This window comes from Pseudomonas sp. XP2 (assembly GCF_053557975.1).
In genome coordinates this window covers 42,166-61,902 of the sequence record NZ_JBNRIK010000012.1, presented here as the reverse complement: position 1 = coordinate 61,902, position 19,737 = coordinate 42,166, and the positions used below count along the sequence as shown (strand labels likewise).

General features: G+C 62.9%; 12 protein-coding genes and 3 pseudogenes. 9 read left to right on the top strand and 6 right to left on the bottom strand.

The features are described 5' to 3' along the window. Nucleotides 1–94: 94 nt before the first annotated feature. Together ACK1VC_RS14890 and ACK1VC_RS14885 are read right to left on the bottom strand one after the other, a co-directional pair. Nucleotides 95–4,573 (bottom strand): dermonecrotic toxin domain-containing protein, encoded by a 4,479-nt coding sequence (locus ACK1VC_RS14890; RefSeq protein ID WP_449117974.1) that lies wholly within the window; start codon nt 4,571–4,573, stop codon nt 95–97. A gap of 169 nt (nt 4,574–4,742) precedes the next feature. After that, complete coding sequence (locus ACK1VC_RS14885) at nt 4,743–9,632, bottom strand: NEL-type E3 ubiquitin ligase domain-containing protein (protein ID WP_232247682.1); 4,890 nt, start codon at nt 9,630–9,632, stop codon at nt 4,743–4,745. A gap of 184 nt (nt 9,633–9,816) precedes the next feature. On the opposite strand from ACK1VC_RS14885, the gene ACK1VC_RS14880 reads away from it, so the two are divergent. The 3 genes from ACK1VC_RS14880 to ACK1VC_RS14870 all read left to right on the top strand — a co-directional run bounded on the left by ACK1VC_RS14880 (nt 9,817) and on the right by ACK1VC_RS14870 (nt 12,388). Further along, nucleotides 9,817–10,743 carry an alpha/beta fold hydrolase gene (locus ACK1VC_RS14880; protein WP_016486069.1) on the top strand — a complete coding sequence of 309 codons (927 nt, stop codon included), beginning with the start codon at nt 9,817–9,819 and terminating at the stop codon, nt 10,741–10,743. Between the two features lie 77 nt (nt 10,744–10,820). Next, a complete protein-coding gene (locus tag ACK1VC_RS14875) occupies nt 10,821–11,240 on the top strand; it encodes a VOC family protein (protein WP_016486070.1) in 420 nt (139 codons plus the stop codon). Between the two features lie 245 nt (nt 11,241–11,485). Further along, a complete protein-coding gene (locus tag ACK1VC_RS14870) occupies nt 11,486–12,388 on the top strand; it encodes a sterol desaturase family protein (RefSeq protein WP_060516360.1) in 903 nt (300 codons plus the stop codon). Here the strand turns inward: ACK1VC_RS14870 and ACK1VC_RS14865 are convergent. Beyond that, nucleotides 12,350–13,036, bottom strand: a complete 687-nt coding sequence (locus tag ACK1VC_RS14865; protein ID WP_016486072.1) for a helix-turn-helix domain-containing protein — start codon at nt 13,034–13,036, stop codon at nt 12,350–12,352. The two genes, ACK1VC_RS14870 and ACK1VC_RS14865, sit on opposite strands and share 39 nt — an antisense overlap. Nucleotides 13,037–13,243: 207 nt before the next feature. On the opposite strand from ACK1VC_RS14865, the gene ACK1VC_RS14860 reads away from it, so the two are divergent. Continuing rightward, nucleotides 13,244–14,917, top strand: coding sequence for an MFS transporter (locus ACK1VC_RS14860; RefSeq protein ID WP_016486073.1), 1,674 nt, complete (start codon nt 13,244–13,246; stop codon nt 14,915–14,917). A 104-nt stretch (nt 14,918–15,021) separates the two neighbouring features. Here the strand turns inward: ACK1VC_RS14860 and ACK1VC_RS14855 are convergent, their stop codons facing one another. Together ACK1VC_RS14855 and ACK1VC_RS14850 are read right to left on the bottom strand one after the other, a co-directional pair. Beyond that, nucleotides 15,022–15,591: a hypothetical protein gene (locus ACK1VC_RS14855; protein ID WP_016486074.1), complete on the bottom strand. Its 570-nt coding sequence runs from the start codon at nt 15,589–15,591 to the stop codon at nt 15,022–15,024. A gap of 30 nt (nt 15,592–15,621) precedes the next feature. After that, the gene (locus tag ACK1VC_RS14850) at nt 15,622–16,008 is read right to left on the bottom strand and encodes a VOC family protein (protein ID WP_016486075.1); all 387 of its coding nucleotides are present in this window, start codon (nt 16,006–16,008) and stop codon (nt 15,622–15,624) included. 163 nt (nt 16,009–16,171) lie between these two features. On the opposite strand from ACK1VC_RS14850, the gene ACK1VC_RS14845 reads away from it, so the two are divergent. The 5 genes and pseudogenes from ACK1VC_RS14845 to ACK1VC_RS14825 all read left to right on the top strand — a co-directional run. Then, nucleotides 16,172–16,357 (top strand): hypothetical protein, encoded by a 186-nt coding sequence (locus ACK1VC_RS14845; RefSeq protein ID WP_024717937.1) that lies wholly within the window; start codon nt 16,172–16,174, stop codon nt 16,355–16,357. Between the two features lie 150 nt (nt 16,358–16,507). Further along, entirely contained in the window at nt 16,508–17,413 is a 906-nt protein-coding gene (locus ACK1VC_RS14840; protein ID WP_016486077.1) for a LysR family transcriptional regulator, read from the top strand. Between the two features lie 99 nt (nt 17,414–17,512). Then, nucleotides 17,513–17,626: pseudogene (locus ACK1VC_RS14835) on the top strand (paraquat-inducible protein A); the annotation flags it as partial. Continuing rightward, a pseudogene (locus ACK1VC_RS14830) lies at nt 17,623–17,937 on the top strand (paraquat-inducible protein A); the annotation flags it as partial. The pseudogenes ACK1VC_RS14835 and ACK1VC_RS14830, both read left to right, overlap by 4 nt. Then, nucleotides 17,931–18,203 (top strand): annotated as a pseudogene (locus ACK1VC_RS14825) (ABC-type transport auxiliary lipoprotein family protein); the annotation flags it as partial. The pseudogenes ACK1VC_RS14830 and ACK1VC_RS14825, both read left to right, overlap by 7 nt. Nucleotides 18,204–18,213: 10 nt before the next feature. Here ACK1VC_RS14825 and ACK1VC_RS14820 read toward each other — a convergent pair. Continuing rightward, entirely contained in the window at nt 18,214–19,728 is a 1,515-nt protein-coding gene (locus tag ACK1VC_RS14820; protein ID WP_016486081.1) for an MDR family MFS transporter, read from the bottom strand. Nucleotides 19,729–19,737: the final 9 nt, after the last annotated feature.

The following is a 19,737-nucleotide window of genomic DNA, read 5'->3' as shown; positions in this document are numbered from 1 at the left end:
ATGTGCAGTCCCTGTGGGAGCGGGCGTGCCCGCGAAGGGCCGCAAAGCGGCCCCAAATGGCGTGACTGAGAGGCTTCAGGTGAACCTGAGAGGCTCAGCGGTTCGGGTCTTGCGCGTGGGTCAGCGTTTCGAACAATGCTTCGCGCTGCTGGTCACGCCCGGCATTCAGGCGCCGACTGGCCAGGTCGTAAGCCTGGCTACCCAAGTCCATCCTGTGCAATTGACCGTTTACATCCAGCGGTGGCGCGGGCAGTACCTCGGTGAGGGTTTGCAGCACCGCGCCATCCAATAAGGTGACGGCTTCGCTTTCGCCATCCAGGCAATAATCCAGGTACTGCATGCCGTGGTACCAACGCTCATCCAGCGCGGCGAAGCGGCTGGCGAAGCGCTGGGCAAGGTAGCGTTGCCAGCTGGGCTGCCGGGCAACCCAGGCCCTGCGTTCGGCAACAGTATCGTCGAGCTGCAGGACAGCGCGTTCGACATTGCTGGCCACACGTGCCGAGATCATCGCTTCTTGGCGATACAGCATGCCTTGGCTGGTTTCCGGGAAATTGAGTGGTTCTGCCAGTGACTGGCGCAAGGCCAGGCGTATTTCGATCAGGTCAGTGCCGCCGGTGAGCAGGGCGTCGTCACTCAGTTCGTCCAGGGGGTCCAGTTCAGGTACGTCAAGCCTTGCGGGCTGAGCCTGGGCGGGCAGCCGTTCCAGCTCCAGCAGGCGCGCCTGGCGGGCCAGGCGGGCAAGCTGAATCCGTTCGGCCAGCGCGTTGACCATTTCGCGGCGATAGAGGTTTCTGAAAAAGGTGAACAGGTAGGCAGGGCGCTCCGCTTCCTCGGCCACTTGCCTGAACACCTGGGCTTCGAGCTCCAGGGCACTGAATGCATCGGTGCCGGCGTCGCCACAGGTAGGTGGGTAATCTTGCGCGACATTGTCCAGATGGGTGCGCAACGCCTCGTCACGTCCGGCCTGTTCAAGCAGCTGCCAAACCTGCTGGGTCAGCGCTCGCAGGTTGCGCTCGGCTTGCTGCGAGCGTGCCACGCGTTCGACCACTTCGCGCAAATGGCGGTTTGCATCACCCTCGAACAGCGCGTCCCAGAGCTGCGCCTGTTCCGGGCTGGCATCCACCAGCCAGAAGTCCTCGCTGATATCCGACAGCTGATCGGCGCCGTGCACTTCGACCCCTGCCGTGCGCAGCCGGCGGTTGCTGGCGGCATCCAGGTTGTTTTCATTGAAGTCCCAGAAGCTATCGCGTGCAGGCGTACGCAAGGCTTCGGCAAAGGGGCTGGCCAGTACCTGATCGAGGTCCGGCACCTCGCCGATCGGGTTGTAGCTCAGGCTGAGGTGACGCAATTGCGGGGCGGTCGGCGTCATCAGCGAGGTGAGGCCACGTGGCCATTCACGCAGGCCGCAGTTGCGCAGTTGCAGGTTGGCCAGGAATGTCAGGCCGGTCACGTCAGGCGCCTGCCCCAGCGGGTTGTTGGTCAGGCGCAGATGGCGCAGGCTGCGCAGGTCGGCGAAACGCGCTGCCAGGGCTTCACTCAACGCAATGTGGTTGTTCTCCAGGTCAAGGTATTCGAGGGGTAACCGTGCAAGGGTCTGCAGGTCGGCTTCGGCAAGCTGCAACCTGTTCAAACGCAAGCTCAGCCGGCGCAGGCGGGTAAGGCCACCCAGCCGGTGACGCATTACCTCAGTCAGGCTGTTCAACTGGTTGTTGCCCAGATCCAGTACTTCGAGTTGCGGGGTGGCCGCCAGTGCCTGGAACAGCCCTTCGAAGTCGAGTTCTGGGTTTTGCGTCAGGCGCAGGACGCGCAGCGAGGGGAAGCTCTGGAAAAAGTCTGACGGTATCTGGCGGATGCCAATGGCGCGGATGTTCAAGGTGGTGATGTGATCGAAGCGCGCTGGCAGTGATGGCAGGGTGTCGAGTTCCAGGTCTTGCAGTGTCAGGCTGTACGGGTCGTCACGGCGCCAGGCGGCATTGAACAGTTCACGCACCACGGTGCGCGCGTTGCGCTGGCTTTCACTGCCTTGGTTCGCCCAGTCACGCAGCGAGTCGTCAAGGGTGTCGCGCTCGATTTCCAGTGCCCTGAGCTGTGCCGAGACGCTACCGCGCTGGCGTAGCTGGCCCCGCAAGGTATTGCGTGCGCTTGCGTTCAGGCCAGGGTAGAGCGCACGCAAACGTCGATCTGCAGTATTGGGCCAAGGCAGCCTCCCGCTGAGTGGGTAGCCAACGCGCCCATCGGCCAGGCGCATTGGCGAACGGTAACCAGGCCTGATGGGCTGTTGCCCGATCAGGCTGGCCGCATGCCCCCGGTCGGCGATGGCCACGTGATACCGTTGGCGCGCATCGAGATCAGGGTGTTCTGCTTGCAGCGCAAGGTCCAGTACCTCACTGTCGGCGGTGGCCAGATCAGTGCGATACAGCCCCAGCAAGGCCCTGCTCAGGCGGGTGTGTGCCTGCAGGGCCCGGGCCTCTTCGGCAACGCGCAAGGGCACCCTGCGTTGGGCCATCAGCAGGCGTTCACGGGCACAGGTCCTGGCCATGATCTGCTCGATGGCATGCTGCGGCAGGCCTGGGAATTGCCTGCCCAGCGGCCCGGCCTCTTCGGGTAGCCTGGGCGGGTTTGGCGCTTTCAACCGCTCGAGTGCGTCGGCCAGCAAGGTGGGCGGATACTGTGCGGCCACCTGGGTGTGGCGCAGTTCATCACCTTGCACCCCTGAGCACTCCAGCGCGGCCTGCAACTCGCTGTCAGTCAGGCCCTCACTGATCGGCCCCAAACGCCGCAAGAGCTGCAGGTCATCCCACTCCAGAGGCACTTCGTGTGCCGCGCGCCACGCGCCTGCGCCATTGTCCCGAATCACTGGCCGATAGGCCTGCGGGTCTTGCGGGTGGGGGATCCGCCATTGGCCGCGTTCCTGCAACTGTTCGTACACAACACCCTCGATACGTATGTAGTGACGCCCGTCAACCGTGTAACGGCCCTGCACATCGGGTTCAAGGTCTTCGCCAATCGACACGGGGCTTGCATGGTCCTTCAACGTGGCGTTCCACAGGTAGTCCTTGCCATCCTTGACGATGCTCTGCATGGCGTCGACAAAGCCGGAAGCCTTCAGCGCCACGGCACCGCCACCTACGGCAGCGACCGTGACAATGTTCAGCAGCACCGACTCAAGCTGGGCTGCAGCCTCTTCATTGTCACCTTCCTCCCAGGCCGAGATGCCCTCGAATACACTGCCCATGATTTGCGCGGCGCCGAGGGTCAACATGATCGGGTTCAGGCATGGCACGACCATCGCTGCGACATTCAGCACGGTCATACCCAGGTCCAGCCAGTATTCGATGTTCTGCAAGCGTACCCTGGCGTCAACATCTTCGGTGGGAACCGCGACCCTGCGAGCATCCGCTCTCAGGCGCGCAAGGTGGCTGGACTCCAGTAGGCCCCAAGGGGCATCGGGCAAGCTTCTGTCGATGGATTCCAGGTGTACCGACTTGCGGGGTTTCAGCTGCGCCCCTTCTTCCTGGTCGGCGTTGCTGTAAAGGGCGCGCTCGAGCCGCTTGCTCAAGGTAGCCTGCTGTGACTGCAATGCCAGGGCGACGAAGCGCTTGCGGTAGTCGTCCTGCATCAGCTGTTGGCGCAAATACTTGCGTGCTTCGCCCAGCGAGGCGAACTCCCTGAGCGCATCGACATCCATCGGGTTGTAGAGAAATACCGGGTCGTGCTTGCGGTTTTGCAGGGGGGCAATGAACAACAGCTCATGGATCGGGATGCCAAACAGCTGCAACTGCCAGCAACGCAGGGGACGCCCTTGATAGGTGGGGTCGGCGCGTTCGGCACACAGGCCATGCAACGCGAGAGCGCCGGGGGCGCTGAGGTGGCCTTTGCAGCCAGCGATACGGGTTTGCACACGAAACTCGTCACGCCGTGCGTTGATGGCCAGCGCTTGCAGTTCGGTCCTGTTTGGCCCGGCGAAGATTTGGTCAAGGTGCAGCTGGTAGCGCTGCCCCAGGTTTAGCGCCCGGCATTGCTCAATGAAGCCTGTCAACGTCAGACCAGCCATGGCCCTGATGTCCTGCCGGCTGTGCTGCAGGCGACTGAACCGCGTGGTGTCGGCAGTGCCTTCGAAGTTGTGCAGGGCCGCTTCGAGCAGGCTGCGGTACTGCGGGGCCCCCTTGGAAACGATCTCGCCCTGCTCATGGGGCACTGCCGGGCCCGTGGGCAGCCCGACGGGTTGCTTGACCGTGGTCGCTTGATAAACGTATTGCGCCTGGGTGACCGGGGTGTCGATGTTCAGCTGCTTTTGCAGCAAAGGGGCGCAGAACTCGGTGACGCCCTGCAAGTTGCCGAGCGCTGCCTGCAAGGCCCTGCTGCTTGCATCGCGTTTGGCGATGGCGCGCTGCAGGGCTTGGCGGGTAGCTTCGTCTGCCTGTTGATACCAGGCGTAGGTATTGCCCTGGCCGTCCTGGTAGTCCTTGTGCAAGCGCGCCGTGATCTGGCGGGCATGCTCGCCATGCAATGCCTTGCTCCAGCCGGGCAGGGTACGCGCCATTTGCGCGTGGTGATAAGGGGTGTGGCTCATGTCGGCACTCCGTGTACGGGAGCCGCTATGGGGCCGCATACGCGGGCGCACTGTGCGGTAGATAATTGCCTGCCCAGGGCGCTCATGCGTATGCGGGTGTTGCGTGCGTTCTGTCAGGCAGGTGGCCGGCAGGCCTTACTTGAAGGCTTGCGCGGCCAATGACTGCGGGTTAACTGCCCATTGTCTGCGTCTGGCGGGTGAGGCTTGTCAGCAGGCCGTGTTCCACCTGCTGCTGCTCGGCAGTCAGCAAGTCCACGCCTTGACGGTACTGCTGCTCGGTGATCGCCACGCGATGCAGAACACCCCGAGCATCCAAGGGGTTTTCCGGCATGACGCTGGTCAATGCTCGTCGCACAGAGTTGTCCAGGGACGTTACCGGGTCGGCGGTTTCATCCAGGCAGTAGTAGAGGTAGTCCAGGCCTGGCCGCCAAAAATCGGTTATCAGGCTGAACTGTGCCGCATGTTCCCGTTTCAGGTACTCCACCCAGCCCGGCTGCTGGTTCAACCATTGCTCCCGGGCTGTGGCGTCTGTATCAAGTGCCACGACTGCTGCTTTCACACGGTTGATGATTGTCTGGTTGACCCTGGCCGTGTCGCGATACAGCATGCCTCGGCTCGGCTCAGGGTAGTCCAGCGCAGTCGCCAAGGACTGGCGCAAGGCCAGGCGCAGCTCGATATCGTCCACCAGCCCCGTTTCAAGGTCGATGTCTGGAAAGGCAGAGGGGTCGTCGAGCTCGTCGTATGGGGGGAGGTCGCCGTTAAAGACGCCATCGAGCAGTGCCTGTTTGCGCACGGACCTTTTCAAGCTGATACGGTCGGCCAGTTGGTTGACCTGATCGCGTCGATACAACTTGCAATACAGGTTCAGCAGATCGGCCGCTCGGCTACCGGCCTGGCCTGCAGCTTCGTGGGCCAGCACTTCTATCTCCAAGGCACTGAAAGCGTCGGCACCTGCATCGCCACAGGTTGGCGGGAAATCGCCGGCCACTGTGGCCAGGCGTTCGCGCAGCACGGTGTCCTGGGCAGCGTTCTCCAGCAAGCTCCAGACACGCTCCCTCAACGCCACGGCATCGCGCCGCGCTTCTGCCGACTGGGCAAGCCGCTCCAGCACCCCAAGCACCGCCGCATTCTCACCTTGGTCGAACAGGTCGCGCCACAGTTGCTCTTCGGCACTGCTCGCCTGGCCACGGTACAGGCCTTGCCACTGCGGCATGTCGCCTGCGTGCTCGAATACGTTGACGCCACTGCTGCCCAGGCGTGCGCGTGTTTGGGCTTCCAAGGTGTTGTAGTTGAACAGCCAGCGGCGCTCCGGCAAGCGCGCCGCGACATCGCGGGCGAACGGGGTTCGCAGCACGCCTGGCAAATCTGTCAGGGTACGAATGCGGTTGAAGGAGAGGTTCAGATAGCGCAGCTGATACTGCGGCTGGCTCATCAGGATTGTCAGGCTGTGCGGCCACTGCTGCAGTTGGCAACCCTCGAGGTCCAGATGGCTCAGGCGGGCCATGAAGCGCAGGTCTGGCGCCAGCCGCAGGGGGTTGCCCGACAGGTGCAGCACCCTGGGGTGGATCATGTCCTGAAACTGGGCGGCCAGGCTTTCATCAAGTGTGATCTGGTTGCTGCTCAGGCCAAGTCCATCCAGGGGCAAACGCGTCAGGAAGGCCAGGCTGGCAGTATCGAGCCGTAGCCGATTACGGCTGAGGATCAGTACCCTCAGGCCGGGCATCGCCCCGATGGCCTGTCGGGCAGTGGCTGAAAGGCTGGTCAAGCCATTGTCTGTCAGGGCCAGTTCGCGTAGCCGTGGCGCAGACTTGAGTGCCTCGAACAATGTTTCGGCGTCCATATCCGGGTTGCCGATGATTTCCAGGGTTTCCAGGTTAGGGAAGTTTGGCAAAAAACCGCTTTCCAGGCGCCGCATCTGCAGCCCATCAACTACCAGTTGCCGGATATGCGGCATAGGGGCAGTGAACAGTGGCAGCGCTTCCATGTGCATATGGTTCAGCACAAGTGCTGCGCGTTGCGTGCCGCCTTCTCGGCGCGAAGCACTCAGCAGTCGCGCCGTGCACCGCTGCCGATCAAAGCGTTCGTCAAGGGTGGCTGAGGTGTTAATCCAGCGATTGAGATCTCGGTTGAGGGTGCGTTGCTCTACTTCAAGCCGACTGATCACGCTGCCCAGGTCGCCTCCCAAGGCAAGTTCGGTTTGCAGTGCGCTGATCTGCTGGCCGCTGAGCTCGGGGTACAGTGCCCGAAGCCGGCGCGCGGCTGGCAAGGCGCGCCCTTGGGAGCCTCGGCCGCTCAGGGGATAGCCAAGCTGGCCGCTGGCCAATCGCAAGGGGGAGCGGAATCTGGGGTTGATCGGTTGCTGGCCGAGCAGTGAGGCGCAGTGCTGGCGATCGCCCAGGGCGAGTTGCAGCAACTGGGCCGAGTCGGCCTGTGGGTGCTCAGCTTGCAGCGCTTGTATCAGGCGCTGGCTGTCGTCATTAGCCAGGCTGGGCCTGAAGATGCCAAGGATGGCGCGGTCAAGCCGCCCCCGTGCTTGCAGAAGGCGGGCTTCCTCGGCAATGCGAAGAGGCACACGTCCGTTTGCCAGGCGTTCCTGCTCCACGGTGCTGATGTTGGCCAGCAATGCTTCGAGCGCGCTGTCCGGCAGGCCGGGAAACTGCCGGGCAAGAGGTTGTGCTGTTGTGGGAAGGGTGGGCCGGTGACGTTGTTGCAGGCTGCTCAGCAGAGCCCCACGATGTTGTTCAAGGCGTTGTGCGAGTTTATGGTTCAGGGTAGATGATCTGTGCTCGGTCGGCGTGTCACCGAGCAACTGCAGAATGGCTTCTTCATCCAGCTGAGCCAACACGGTCTGGCTCAGCTGGCCATTGTCCAGATCACTACGGGTAACCTCGATTTCTACCTGGCCAACCGTGTCGATAGCGCCGTAGCGCACCGATTCGCCCCAAGGTTCTGGCCCTTGGTAAACCTTGATCACGTTCCCCTCAGGCCAGCCCGGCAGGCGCAGCAACTCGGGTAAGGCAAAGTTCTCGTGCGCAGCCAGCGGTAGCCCATGGCGTACGCGGGTGATGATGTGTTGTGCCTGGTTATCCAGTTGCAGGCGCAGTAGCGTGTCGAGCAACAAGGCAGGTGGACGCACGCCGGCAGCGTGGGTGCGGCGCAACACGGTTTGATCAGTACCGGTAATGCGCATGGCGTTTTCCAGTTCGCTGTCGTCCAGGCCTGTGCTATAGCTGCCGAGGCGGCGCATGAGTTGTGCGCCGTCCCATTCCAGAGGCTGTTCATGCGCCAGTTGCCAGCGAGCGTTACCATGATGCAGCAGGGGTGGGGCATAGGCCTGCGCGTCATCGGGGTGGCGAACGCGCCATTGTTGTGCTGCGTCCTGAAACACTTCGTACAGCGTGCCGTCCAGTTTGAGAAAGGTCTTCCCACCGACGTGCACATGGCCGAGCGAATCGGGTTGAGCCTGATCAGGGATGGGCGCTGTGCTCGCGTATGGCTTCATGTCGGGGTGCCAGAGCACTTCTTTGTCTTCATGCCACACACTGGTCAGCGCATCGACAAAGCCTGATGCCTGGACGATCTTGGCACCCGTGGCAAAGCCGGCAATCACTGCCGCATTGACGGCCAACGATTCCAGTTGCGCCAGTGCTTGCCGGGTATCACCTTCTTCCCACGCCTCGAACCCGGTGAACACCGAGCTCATCAGATCGTATGCGCAAACGCCCAGCATGACCGTGTTCAACCCCGGCACAAAAAAGGCGGCGACGTTGAGGACATTCATACCCCAATCGAGCCAGTGCTTCAGGCGCTTGTCACGGGCTCTGGCGTCGACCTCGGCGGTAGGGACTGCAATGGTTTTTGCGTCGGCCTTCATGCGCGCAAGGTGTGCGTTGTACAAGGTCGTCCAAGGGTCGGTTCGGATGGGCGAGGGCGTGAAACGGAGGACGGGGGTGCTTCTGGGTGTGCGTCTGCCGGCTTCATCCTGTTCGAACAGCGCATGTTCCAGTGCTTCGGCCAGTTCCTTTTGCCTGTCCTTGTAGGCGCATTGCACCAGGGCTCGGCGAAACCCGCTTTGCAATAGCCGGCTGCGCAGGTGCTTGCCCGCGTCCTGACGAGAAGCAAACTCCCTTACCGGGTGCTCGCTGTCGCCAGGTATGTACACGATACAGGGGTTTTGCCGGTCCGGATCGTCTGGCCCCATGAACAGCACGTCGTGAACGGGGATCTCGAACAGGCTGAAGTTCCAGCAATGCAATGGCTGGTTTTCATAGGTGGGCTGAGGCTGGCCGTTGCACAGCTGCATAAGCGCCTCGAGCCCAGGTCTGCTCAACAGGCCTTTGAGCTTTGCCATCAGTGCCTGGACCCTGAGGGATTCACGATTTGCTGCTATCGACAGGTGCTGGATTTCGGCGCGATTGGCGCCTTCGTGGGTGGCAAGCAAATGCGCTTGATAGCGTTCGCCAAGGTCCAGCGCCCGACAATGGTTGACGAAGTCCGCCATCGTCAGGCCAGGCAGGGGCGTATCGCTGCCAGCAGCGCTGGTGAGCCTGCTGTACGCACCGACTTCGTACAGGCCCTCGAAGTTGTGCAGGGCAGCCTCCAGCAAACTGCGGGTTTGCGGCTCGCCCACGGGGCGAGTGGCAAGGACGTCCACCTCAAGGTCCGGGACCAAGGGCGTTTCTACAGCGGGTACGCCGACCCAGATGTTGGCTGTGGGTTCGAAGGGCTGGAAGACATATTGCGCCCTGTCTACGGGCACGCTTACCTGCAACTGCCGGGTCAGCAGAGGGGTACAGAAGTCGATGATGTCCTTGAAACCCGCCAAGGCCTGCCGGACTTGCGCCAGGTATTTGTCCCGCGTTTCGATAGCGCTGTGCAACTGCTCACGCGCTTGCTCATCGGCAGTGGCGTACCACGAGTAAGGGGTGCCATCTTCAGCCAGGTATTCCTTGCGCAGGCTTTGCAGCACGGTATGCGTATGCGCGGGGTGCAGCGCCTTGCTCCATTTCGGCAGTGTTCGGGTTATCTGGCTTTGATGTAAGGGCGTGGGGTGGGTCATGGCAACGATCTCTTGCGTTGGGGGGTGAATAGTCCACGCTGATCAAGGCGCCATGGTGCGGTAGATAGATGTCGGCACCGGTCGGTCCTGCGCATGCACGGGTCGGTGAGGGGCTAGCAGCGAGGGGGCATCTGCGAGAGGGTGAAGCAGGCCATGGCGCAGGCTTCAGCCAAGGAGAATTGCAATGCGTTCGCTGTGCAGTCCGAAAGATCATCTGCTTGACCTCGATGGTATTGAAATAGCGGTGCGTACCTGGGGGGCCGAAGACGGTATCCCGGTGCTGGCCTTGCATGGCTGGCTGGACAACGCTGCCTCGTTCGAACGCCTGGCACCGATGCTGGACGGCTGCTTCGTTGTGGCCCCCGACCTGGTCGGTCATGGCCGTTCGGACCATCGCCGGCATGACAGCGGCTACTACCTGTGGGAGCACGCCGAAGATATGTTGGCGGTGACCGACAGCCTGGGCCTGTCACAGTTTCATGTGCTGGCCCATGGCATGGGCACCGGTGTTGCATCGTTGCTGGCGGCCATGACCAGTGGCATCGTCAGCATGACCTTCCTCGACGGCATGGGTGCACCGTTCACGGTGGCCGAGGATGACCGCGTGCAGCACCTGGCGCGGGCCTATCGGCTCAAGCGCATGGTGCAGCGCAGCCAGCTGCCGGGTTTCGCCGAGCCGGACGTTGGCCGCTTCGAAGACCTGGACATTGCCCTGGCGCAACGCCGCGAGCGCCTCGACACCGAACTGTCGGAAGGTGCCGCACGGCTGCTGGCATTGCGCGACCTGCTGCAACTGGGTGATGGCTATTGCTGGCGCCACGACCCGCGCCTGGTGTTGCCCGAACCCATGCCGCTGACCGAGCGCGACGCCTGCGACCTGCTCAACCAGATCCGCTGCCCGTTGTACCTGCTGTTCGGCCGGCAGGGTGCATTCACCGGTGAGGCTTTTACCCGGCGTCAGGCGGCCTTGCCCAGCCAGGCGAAGGTCTCCTGGCACCCGGGTGGGCACCACTTCCACCTGGATGCCCCGGACCGGGCGCTGGTCGACCAACTGTTGCGAATACTCGCGCAGCATGAAGGCGGCGTGCTGCAACGGTTGGTGAATGAGTAGCTGATTCTGGTCACGCTCCAGCGACCTGGGCTAAGGTGGCCAACGTCATTGCGTAAAACGCCAAAGGGAGCCCAGGCATGCGACCGTTCACCATCAAGCACATCGATCACCTTGTGTTGCGCGTCAGCGACCTGCCGCGCAGCGTTGCTTTCTACACCGGGTTGCTCGGCTGCCATGTGAGCCGCGTACGGGAAGACCTGGGCATGGTGCACCTGGCCACGGGTACGGCGATGATCGACCTGGTAACCCTGGACGGCCCGTTGGGGCGGCCAGGCGGGGCGGCGCCTGGGGTGGAGGGGCGCAACCTGCACCATTTCTGCCTGCGGATCGAGCCGTTCGACGAGGCCGCATTGACCGCCTACCTGGAAGCCGCCGGGGTAAAGGTCGAGCCCGCAGAAAAGCGTTATGGCGCTGAAGGCGAGGGGCTGTCCCTGTACTGCTACGACCCGGATGGCAACCAGGTGGAGTTGAAGGGGCCAGTCGCGGAGGCGATATGAGCGACCTGTGCATTCGCGAGCACTGGATCGAACGGTTTTCTCGACTTTGACGCGGCCCCTGTGGAAACAGGCTTGGCCCGCGAACACCGGCAAAGCCCGCTCCCACAAGACCACTGTCTCTGTGTGGCAGCACAACCCAAGGGGGCATTCATCCCCGATTCAGCGGCTGTGCATGCGCCGTTCTTTCAAGCGCCTACCTGGCCTCAGGCCCGACACTGGTGGCTCCTGACAACCTGGAGTCACCCATGCGCACCCTCTACGCCCCGCTATTTTTCTTCGGTTACATTGCCGCGGCACTGTCATTGGCAGACCACCCGTTGTGGCTGCTGCCACTGCTGGCCAGTGCGGTGTTGCTGTCATTCACCTGCGAACGACTCATCCCCTACAAGGCCGCCTGGAACCAGACACAAGGCGATGGCCGCCGCGACCTTTGCCATGCACTGATCAACGAATGCCTGACCCTCTGCAGTGTGGCGGCCATCCCGCTGCTTGCCCACTGGCTGCCGGGAGCAGGGTTTTGGCCTGATCAGTGGCCGTTGGCCTTGCAGTTGCTGCTGGCCATTGCGTTGGCCGACCTGGGCATCACCCTGGTGCATTACGCCAGCCACCGTAGCCCGCTGCTGTGGCGGCTGCATGCGGTGCACCACAGTGTCACCCGCTTGTACGGCTTCAATGGGTTGATGAAACACCCTCTTCACCAGTTGCTCGAAACCTTGGGCGGCACCTTGCCGCTGCTACTGCTCGGCTTACCCGTGGATGTGGCAGCGTTGCTGGCATTCAGTGTGTCTATCCAGCTGTTGTTACAGCACAGTAATGTGGACATGCGCATCGGCGGCTTGCGCCATGTGTTTGCCTGGGCGCCGGTGCATCGCCTGCATCACCTGAAGTACGGCCGCACCGGCGACGTCAACTTTGCGCTGTTCTTTCCGCTCTGGGACCGCCTGCTTGGCACGCTACTGTACTTGCCAGGCTATGCGCTGGCGGATGACGACATGGGCATCGGTGATCGGCCTGACTACCCGCAGGCGTACCTGGCGCAATTGCGTGAGCCGTGGGTGAGCGGGGAGTTTCACCCACCTGCGCTATTGCCGGTCGGACTGCGCCAGGCTTTAGCCGAGCGTACGGAGGCGCAAGTGACGCAAAACTGACCGGGGGCTGAGGCCGAACTGGTGGCGAACGCTGCGGGTGAAATGCGCCGAGTCGGCAAACCCCGCCGCCAATGCCGCTTCGGTCAGGCTGGCGCCGCCCAGCGCCCGTTGCAGGGCCACGCGCAAGCGCTGCCACAGCACCAGCCGGCGCACTGACAGTTTCAGTGAGCCGCTGAACAGGCGTTCCAGCTGGCTGATCGACAGCGCTGCAGTGCTGGCCAGTTCCTGGGCCGGCAATGTCTTGTGGTCGAGTGCGCGAATTCGCTCGAGGGCTTTTTCCAGTCGCGGGTCGAGCGGGCGACGCGGCCAGCGCCCCAGGCTCTCAGCCAGAAGCTCTGCGCTGTTGCCGGCTTGCTCGCAGGCCTGGGCAAGGCCTGCCAGGTCGAACGCCAGCGGTTCGGCGAACAGGGTAAGGCAGGGTACGCCATGACTGAGGATGGCATGGGGTTGCCGCGACGCGATCAGCACCTGCGGGCCGCTGCAGATCTGCTCGCCCAGGCGCACCTCGACATCCGCACCGAGGCCGACAAGTATCTGATGCGCGTAGTGCACGTGGCTGTCGGTCCTGCCGAGCGTAGACCGCAGCAGGCAGTAATCGTCAGCCAACCAGATGTCGCCCTGCCAGCCCGGTGTTGCCTTGTCGTTCATGCCGCCCTCTTGTGTAGCGCCAGGCGGGTGGATATCCCGGCAAAGCCGATTATGCTTCATTTACCTTGCTGCGATCCGAGGCGGCCCGCCTCGTCGTGCTTCGCGCAACCAAAGCAAGCCCTAGGGCCTGGGTGCGACGGTGAAAGGGATGTGACTCACTCCCTGTGAGGTGCTCCGGCCTGCATGACGACAAGACGGAGGCAACCCATGGCGGTTATCGACAGCGCATCCACGGGCAGTAGCGCGCCCCAACGCGGCATTACCAAGGAGGAGCGCAAGGTCATCTTCGCCTCGTCTCTGGGCACGGTGTTCGAATGGTACGACTTCTACCTGTATGGTTCACTGGCCGCGATCATCGCCAAGCACTTCTTTGCCGGTGTCAATGAAACCACCTCGTTCATCTTCGCCTTGATGGCCTTTGCCGCCGGTTTTGCCGTACGGCCATTCGGGGCTATCGTGTTCGGTCGCCTGGGCGACATGATCGGGCGCAAGCACACCTTCCTCATCACCATTGTGATCATGGGCCTGTCCACGGCACTGGTGGGCCTGCTACCGAGCTACAGCGCGATCGGCGTGGCAGCGCCGATCATCCTCGTGACCTTGCGCTTGCTGCAGGGCCTGGCCCTCGGTGGCGAGTACGGCGGGGCGGCCACCTATGTGGCTGAACATGCGCCGAAGGGCCGACGCGGCTTCTTTACCGCCTGGATCCAGACCACCGCGACCTTGGGGCTGTTCCTGTCGCTGCTGGTCATCATGACCTGCCGCACGGTCATGGGTACCGAGGTGTTCGAGGCCTGGGGCTGGCGGGTACCGTTCCTGCTGTCGATCCTGCTGCTGGCAATCTCGGTGTACATCCGCATGCAGCTCAACGAGTCGCCGGTGTTCCTTAAGATGAAGGCCGAGGGCAAGGCATCCAAGGCACCGCTGACCGAGTCGTTCGCCCGCTGGGACAACCTCAAGGTGGTGATCATGTCGCTGCTGGGCGGCACCGCCGGGCAGGCCGTGGTCTGGTACACCGGGCAGTTCTATGCACTGTTCTTCCTGTTGCAGATGCTCAAGATCGAGCCGCAGACGGCCAACCTGCTGATTGCTGGCTCGTTGCTGATCGGCACGCCGTTCTTCATATTCTTCGGCAGCCTGTCCGACCGCATTGGCCGCAAGAAAATCATCATGGCCGGCTGCATCATCGCTGCGCTGACCTATTTCCCGATCTTCAAGGCGCTGACCGAGTACGGCAACCCGGACGTGTTCGTCGCCCAGGAGCAGAACCCGGTCGTGGTGGTGGCTGACCCTGGCCAGTGCGCGTTCCAGTTCGACCCGGTGGGCAAGGCCAAATTCACCAGCTCCTGCGACATTGCCAAGAGCCTGCTGGCCAAGCGCGCCATTCCTTACACCAACCAGGCGGCCGAACCTGGCAGCGTGGCGCAGATTCGTATCGGTGAGCGGGTACTGCCAAGCTTTGAAGGCAGCAGCATGGCCGCAGCGGATTTCAAAGTGCAGAACGAGGCGTTTACCGCCACCTTGAGTGGTGCGTTGAAAGAAGCAGGCTACCCGGAAAAGGCCGACCCCGCGAAGATCCACTACCCGATGGTGCTGCTGTTGCTGACCATCCTGGTGATCTACGTGACCATGGTCTACGGGCCAATCGCTGCCTGGCTGGTGGAGCTGTTCCCGGCGCGTATCCGCTACACCTCGATGTCGCTGCCTTATCACATCGGTAATGGCTGGTTCGGCGGCTTCTTGCCCACGGTTGCGTTTGCCATGGTGGCGGCTACCGGGGATATCTATTACGGCTTGTGGTACCCGATCGTGATCGCGGTAATGACGGCGGTGCTGGGGATACTGTTCCTGCCAGAGACCAAGGACCGGGATATCAACTGATGGGGCAGCTGTGCCGGCCTCTTCGCGGGCAAGCCCGCTCCCACAGACTGTGCTGTACCTGTGGGAGCGGGTTTACCCGCGAAGCGGCCGGCACAGGCAGTCAATCAGTCGAAGTACCCTCGCAAGCCGAAGGTATACCCCGTATCCACGTCAACTGGCTCACCCCGGCTCCAGCGCTTTTTCAACACGAATTCGAACGCCGGCTCGTACAGCCCGTCGCGCACCAGTGCCCCCGCCAGCACTTCCACGTCATACCAGCCGTTGTCCAGCTCGATGATGGGCCGCCCCGGCACCTGGTAGCGGGCAATCAGGTCACCCAGGGTCTTGGGCGTGAAGTGCTGCAGGATGCGCCAGGTGTACAGCATCAGCGCCCCATGCTCCACGCGCAGCACATAGCCATTGCGCCGGTGCTTGAGCCGGCTGCCGGCTTCGCGCAGGGCCGGGGTATGGCCATCGAGCGTGAACAGGATGCGGTAAGGCAGGTTGTCGACCCCGGCCAGCGGTAGCACGATGCCTTCGCGCACCGCCTTGTCGCCGCTGTCGTCATGGGTGAAGGCGTAGGCCAGGTCATCTGCAAGCTCATGCTCTTGCTTGAAGCGCTCGAGCAGCTGGATATCGCCAAGCAGAAAGTAATCGACCAGGTCGTTGAGTACTTCGCTGAATTCGTGGCGCATCTGTTTTCCTTATTGGTGCGCGTTGGGGTGTCAGTGTTTCTGGGCGATCTGGATCAGGTTGCCACAGGTGTCATCGAATACGGCCACGGTGACGGGGCCCATGTCGGTGGGCGGCCGGGTGAACTGCACGCCCGCTGCACACAGCCGTGTGTATTCGGCCTGGATATCACGTACGCCAAACGAAGTGGCGGGGATCCCGTCCTGCTTTAAGGCGGCCTTGTACACCTTGGCCGCCGGGTGCGCGTCGGGCTCGAGCAGCAGTTCGACGCCACTGGGATCGTTGGGGGAGGTCAGGGTCAGCCAGCGGTGCCGGCCCATGGGAATGTCATGTCTGGGCTCGAAACCGAGTACGTAGTGGTAGAAGGCCAGGGCCTTGGCCTGGTCGTCGACGAGAATGCTGGTGACCACGATCTTCATAAGCGCACACCGTTTACCTGGGGCCGATGACTATCAGTAAAGACGTTAGGGCGTTTTTGACCAGTGGCTGCATTGCCTGTGGGGCTTTTTTCCCGCTGCGTGGCAGTGGATGCGCGACCTATCGTTGGCCTGGCCTTACCTAACCCACCAAGGAGTGCAATGCGTGCAAGATGAACCGATGAAAGACCTGCCAGACACCCGTGATGAGGATCAGGCGGATGCCGCCAAGCCGTCTGCAACGCTGTCCCGGCGCAAGCGTAGCGTGGCCCCGGTTTGCGCAATGGGCTGTGAGTCGGGGTACAAGCAGATTGGGGAGGACTGCGTTCCGGAGAACCCGGAATTCGAGTGAAGCAACGGGCCGGGGCAACTCGGCCCATACAAAAAACCTGTGCAAGGCATAGGTAAATCCTTCCGCTCTCAGCACCCACTCGCCGCTGGTCAGGGGTAAAGTGTCAGGCATGATCCCAGTCTGCCCAGACCAGCGTCAGAGAGGTACCCTGTGGCTGCCTATACCTTGCGACAACTGAAGTACTTCGTCACCACCGTGGAGGCCGGCAGCGTGGCTGAGGCCTCGCGCCAGCTGTACATTGCCCAGCCGTCCATTTCCACGGCCATCAAGAGCCTGGAAGAAAGCTTTGGTGTGCAGTTGTTCATCCGCCACCACGCCCAAGGCGTATCACTGACGCCCAGCGGCAAGCGCTTCTACGCCAAGACCCGGTCGCTGCTGCAGATGGCCCATGAATTCGAGCAGAACGCCCTGGCCGACAACGATACCGTGGCGGGGCAGATCGACATTGGCTGTTTCGAAACCGTCGCACCGCTGTATCTGCCGCGGCTGATCGCCGGCTTTCGCCAGCGTTACCCCGGCGTGGATATCCGCCTGCGCGACGGCGAGCAGCAGGAGCTGATCCAGGGCTTGACCGCCGGCACGTTCGACCTGGCGTTTCTTTATGATCATGACCTGGACGGCACCATCGAAGCTGAGCCGTTGATGCCGCCGCAAAAGCCCTACGTGCTGCTGCCGGAAAACCACCGCTTTGCCGGCCAGGCCCACGTGTCGCTCCGCGACCTGTGCCCGGAGCCGATGATCCTGCTGGACGTGGCCCCCAGCCGCACCTACTTCGTCAGCCTGTTCAACGAGATGGGCCTGACGCCGAACATCGTCTTCAGCTCGCCGTCGATCGAGATGGTGCGTGGCATGGTCGGGCAGGGCTTCGGTTTTTCGCTGCTGGTGACCCGGCCGCATTCGGAATTCACCTACGACGGCCAGCGTCTGGCCATCCTGGATATCGCCGAGCCGGTGGCGTTGTCGGGGCTGGCGGCGGCGTGGTTGAAGCGGGTGCAACTGACCAAGCCTGCACAGTTGTTTGTGGAGTTTTGCCGGGAAGAACTGGCGAAGTTCTGAGGCGGGCATGCCGTGCGGCACGCACTAGCAGCGCCAGGATCTGATCATCTGTGAGTACTGCGACACGGTGTACCAGCGTGCGCCACTGCTCAAGCACGAGCGCGCCTTTTGCCGGCGATCCCCGGTATCGGCCTGCTGGCCTTGGCCGCGTTGAGCATGCTGATCATCCATATCGCCGGCAAGGATATTCGCGACTTGTGGGTGCAGGTATGAATGACCCGGCCAACGCCGACGAGCTGGGCCTGTGCCTGTGCCATGGCTGCGGCCAGGCCTGTGAGCTGAGTAGCGGCGCTCACAGATGCACCCGCTGCGGTGCAGCCATCCACCGACGCAAGGCCAATGCCATCACTCGGGGCTGGGCGTTTCTGCTGGCGGCGTTGGTGTTCTATATCCCTGCCAACCTACTGCCGGTGATACACACCCAAATGCTTGGCAGTGGCAGTGAAAGCACCATTGGTGGTGGCGTGCTGGAGTTCTGGGAGGCCGGCGCCTGGGACATCGCGCTGATGATCTTCATTGCCAGCTGGGTGGGCCAGCGGGTGGCGGCACTGCGGCACTGCGGGTGGACGTACAGCGCTTCGATACGGTGCCGGGGCGCTATGCCTCGCTGGACGCTGTGTGGCGGCTGAAGCGGGTAGGGCAGGCTGAGCTGACCTGCCGCACCTCGGTGCAGACGGTGGCTGACAACAGCATCACCAGCCTGGTGAATGCGCATCAGGCCAACCTGCGCAAGCTGGCCGAGGCGGTGCGGGGCAGTGCCGGTCGGGGTAGCTGCTTGCAAGCTGGCTGAAGGCCTGTCGTCAACCCTGCGTCGCTTTGCGTAGCGGCACCTCACGCAGCAGCCAGGACAGTGCGAAAGCCACGCTGGTGATCGCTGCGGCCAGCAGGAACACGCCATGCATCGCCCCGGAAAATGCCTGCAGGTAGCTGTGCTGCAGGGCGGCGGGCAGGGCATGCACGGCAGCTGGCGAAAGGCTTGCGGCTCCCCCGGCACTGGCGGCGAAGTCACTGCCCAGGCCACCCAGCAAGGCATGCGAGAACAGGGCGCCGAACAACGACACGCCAATGGCGCCGCCAATCGAGCGGAACAAGGTGGCCCCTGAGGTCGCCACGCCCATGTGGCGCAACTCGACGCTGTTCTGCACGGCCAGGATCAGCACCTGCATGACCATCCCCAGGCCGGCACCCAGCAAGCCCATGTACAGGTTCATCAGCGCCATGGGGGTATCCAGCTCCAGCCGGCTGAGCAGGCCCAGGGCAATGGCTTGCAGCAACGTGCCGAGGATCGGGAACACCCGGTAACGCCCCCAGCGGCTGATCAGCCGCCCGGTAATCGCCGACACCACCAGCAGGCCACCCATCAGCGGCAGCATCTGCAGCCCGGCGCTGGTGGGCGTGGCGTCCTTGACTACCTGCATGTACAGCGGCAGGAAGGTGACCGCGCCGAACAGCGACACCCCGACGATGAAACCTATCAGCCCGGCAAGCACGAAGGTACGGTGACGGAACAGGTGCAGCGGCATGATGGGCTCGGCGGCGCGGCGTTGTTCCAGGACGAAGCCGACCAGGCCGATCAGGGCGAACAGCGAAAGGCAAAGCATGTCCAGCGACTGCCACGCCAGCAAGCTGCCGCCCAGGCTGGTGATGAGTACAAGGGCCGCCAATGCCACGGTAAGAAAGAACGCGCCGATGTAGTCCACCGTATGCCGTACCAGGGCCACGTGCGGGCGGAAAACACTGCCGATAACCAGCAGCGCCAGCAGGCCCAGGGGCAGGTTGATGTAGAAGATCCAGTGCCACGACAGTTGCTCGACCAGAAAACCGCCGATCAGCGGCCCTACCACGGTGGCCAGGCCGAACACGCCACCGAACAGGCCCTGGTAGCGGCCACGTTCGGCAGGCGGGATGACATCACCGATGGCGGCCATCGCCACCACCATCAAGCCGCCGCCACCCAGCCCTTGCAGGGTACGGAAGACGATCAGCTGGGCCATGTCCTGTGCTGCGCCACACAAGGCCGAGCCCAGCAGGAACAGCACGATGGCCACCTGCAGCACGCGCTTGCGGCCGAACTGGTCACCGAACTTGCCATACAGCGGCACCACTACCGTGGAGGCCAGCAGGTAGGCGGTGACCACCCACGACAGCCAGCGCAGCCCACCGAGGTCGCTGACGATGGTTGGCAGTGCGGTCGAGACGATGGTCTGGTCGAGGGCGGCCAGGAACATCACCAGCATCAGCGCTGCCAGCAGCAGTGGAATGGAGGTTTGCGCGTCCGTTGCGGCGGGGGAGGTATCATTGGATACAGGTTGCACGGTGCTTAC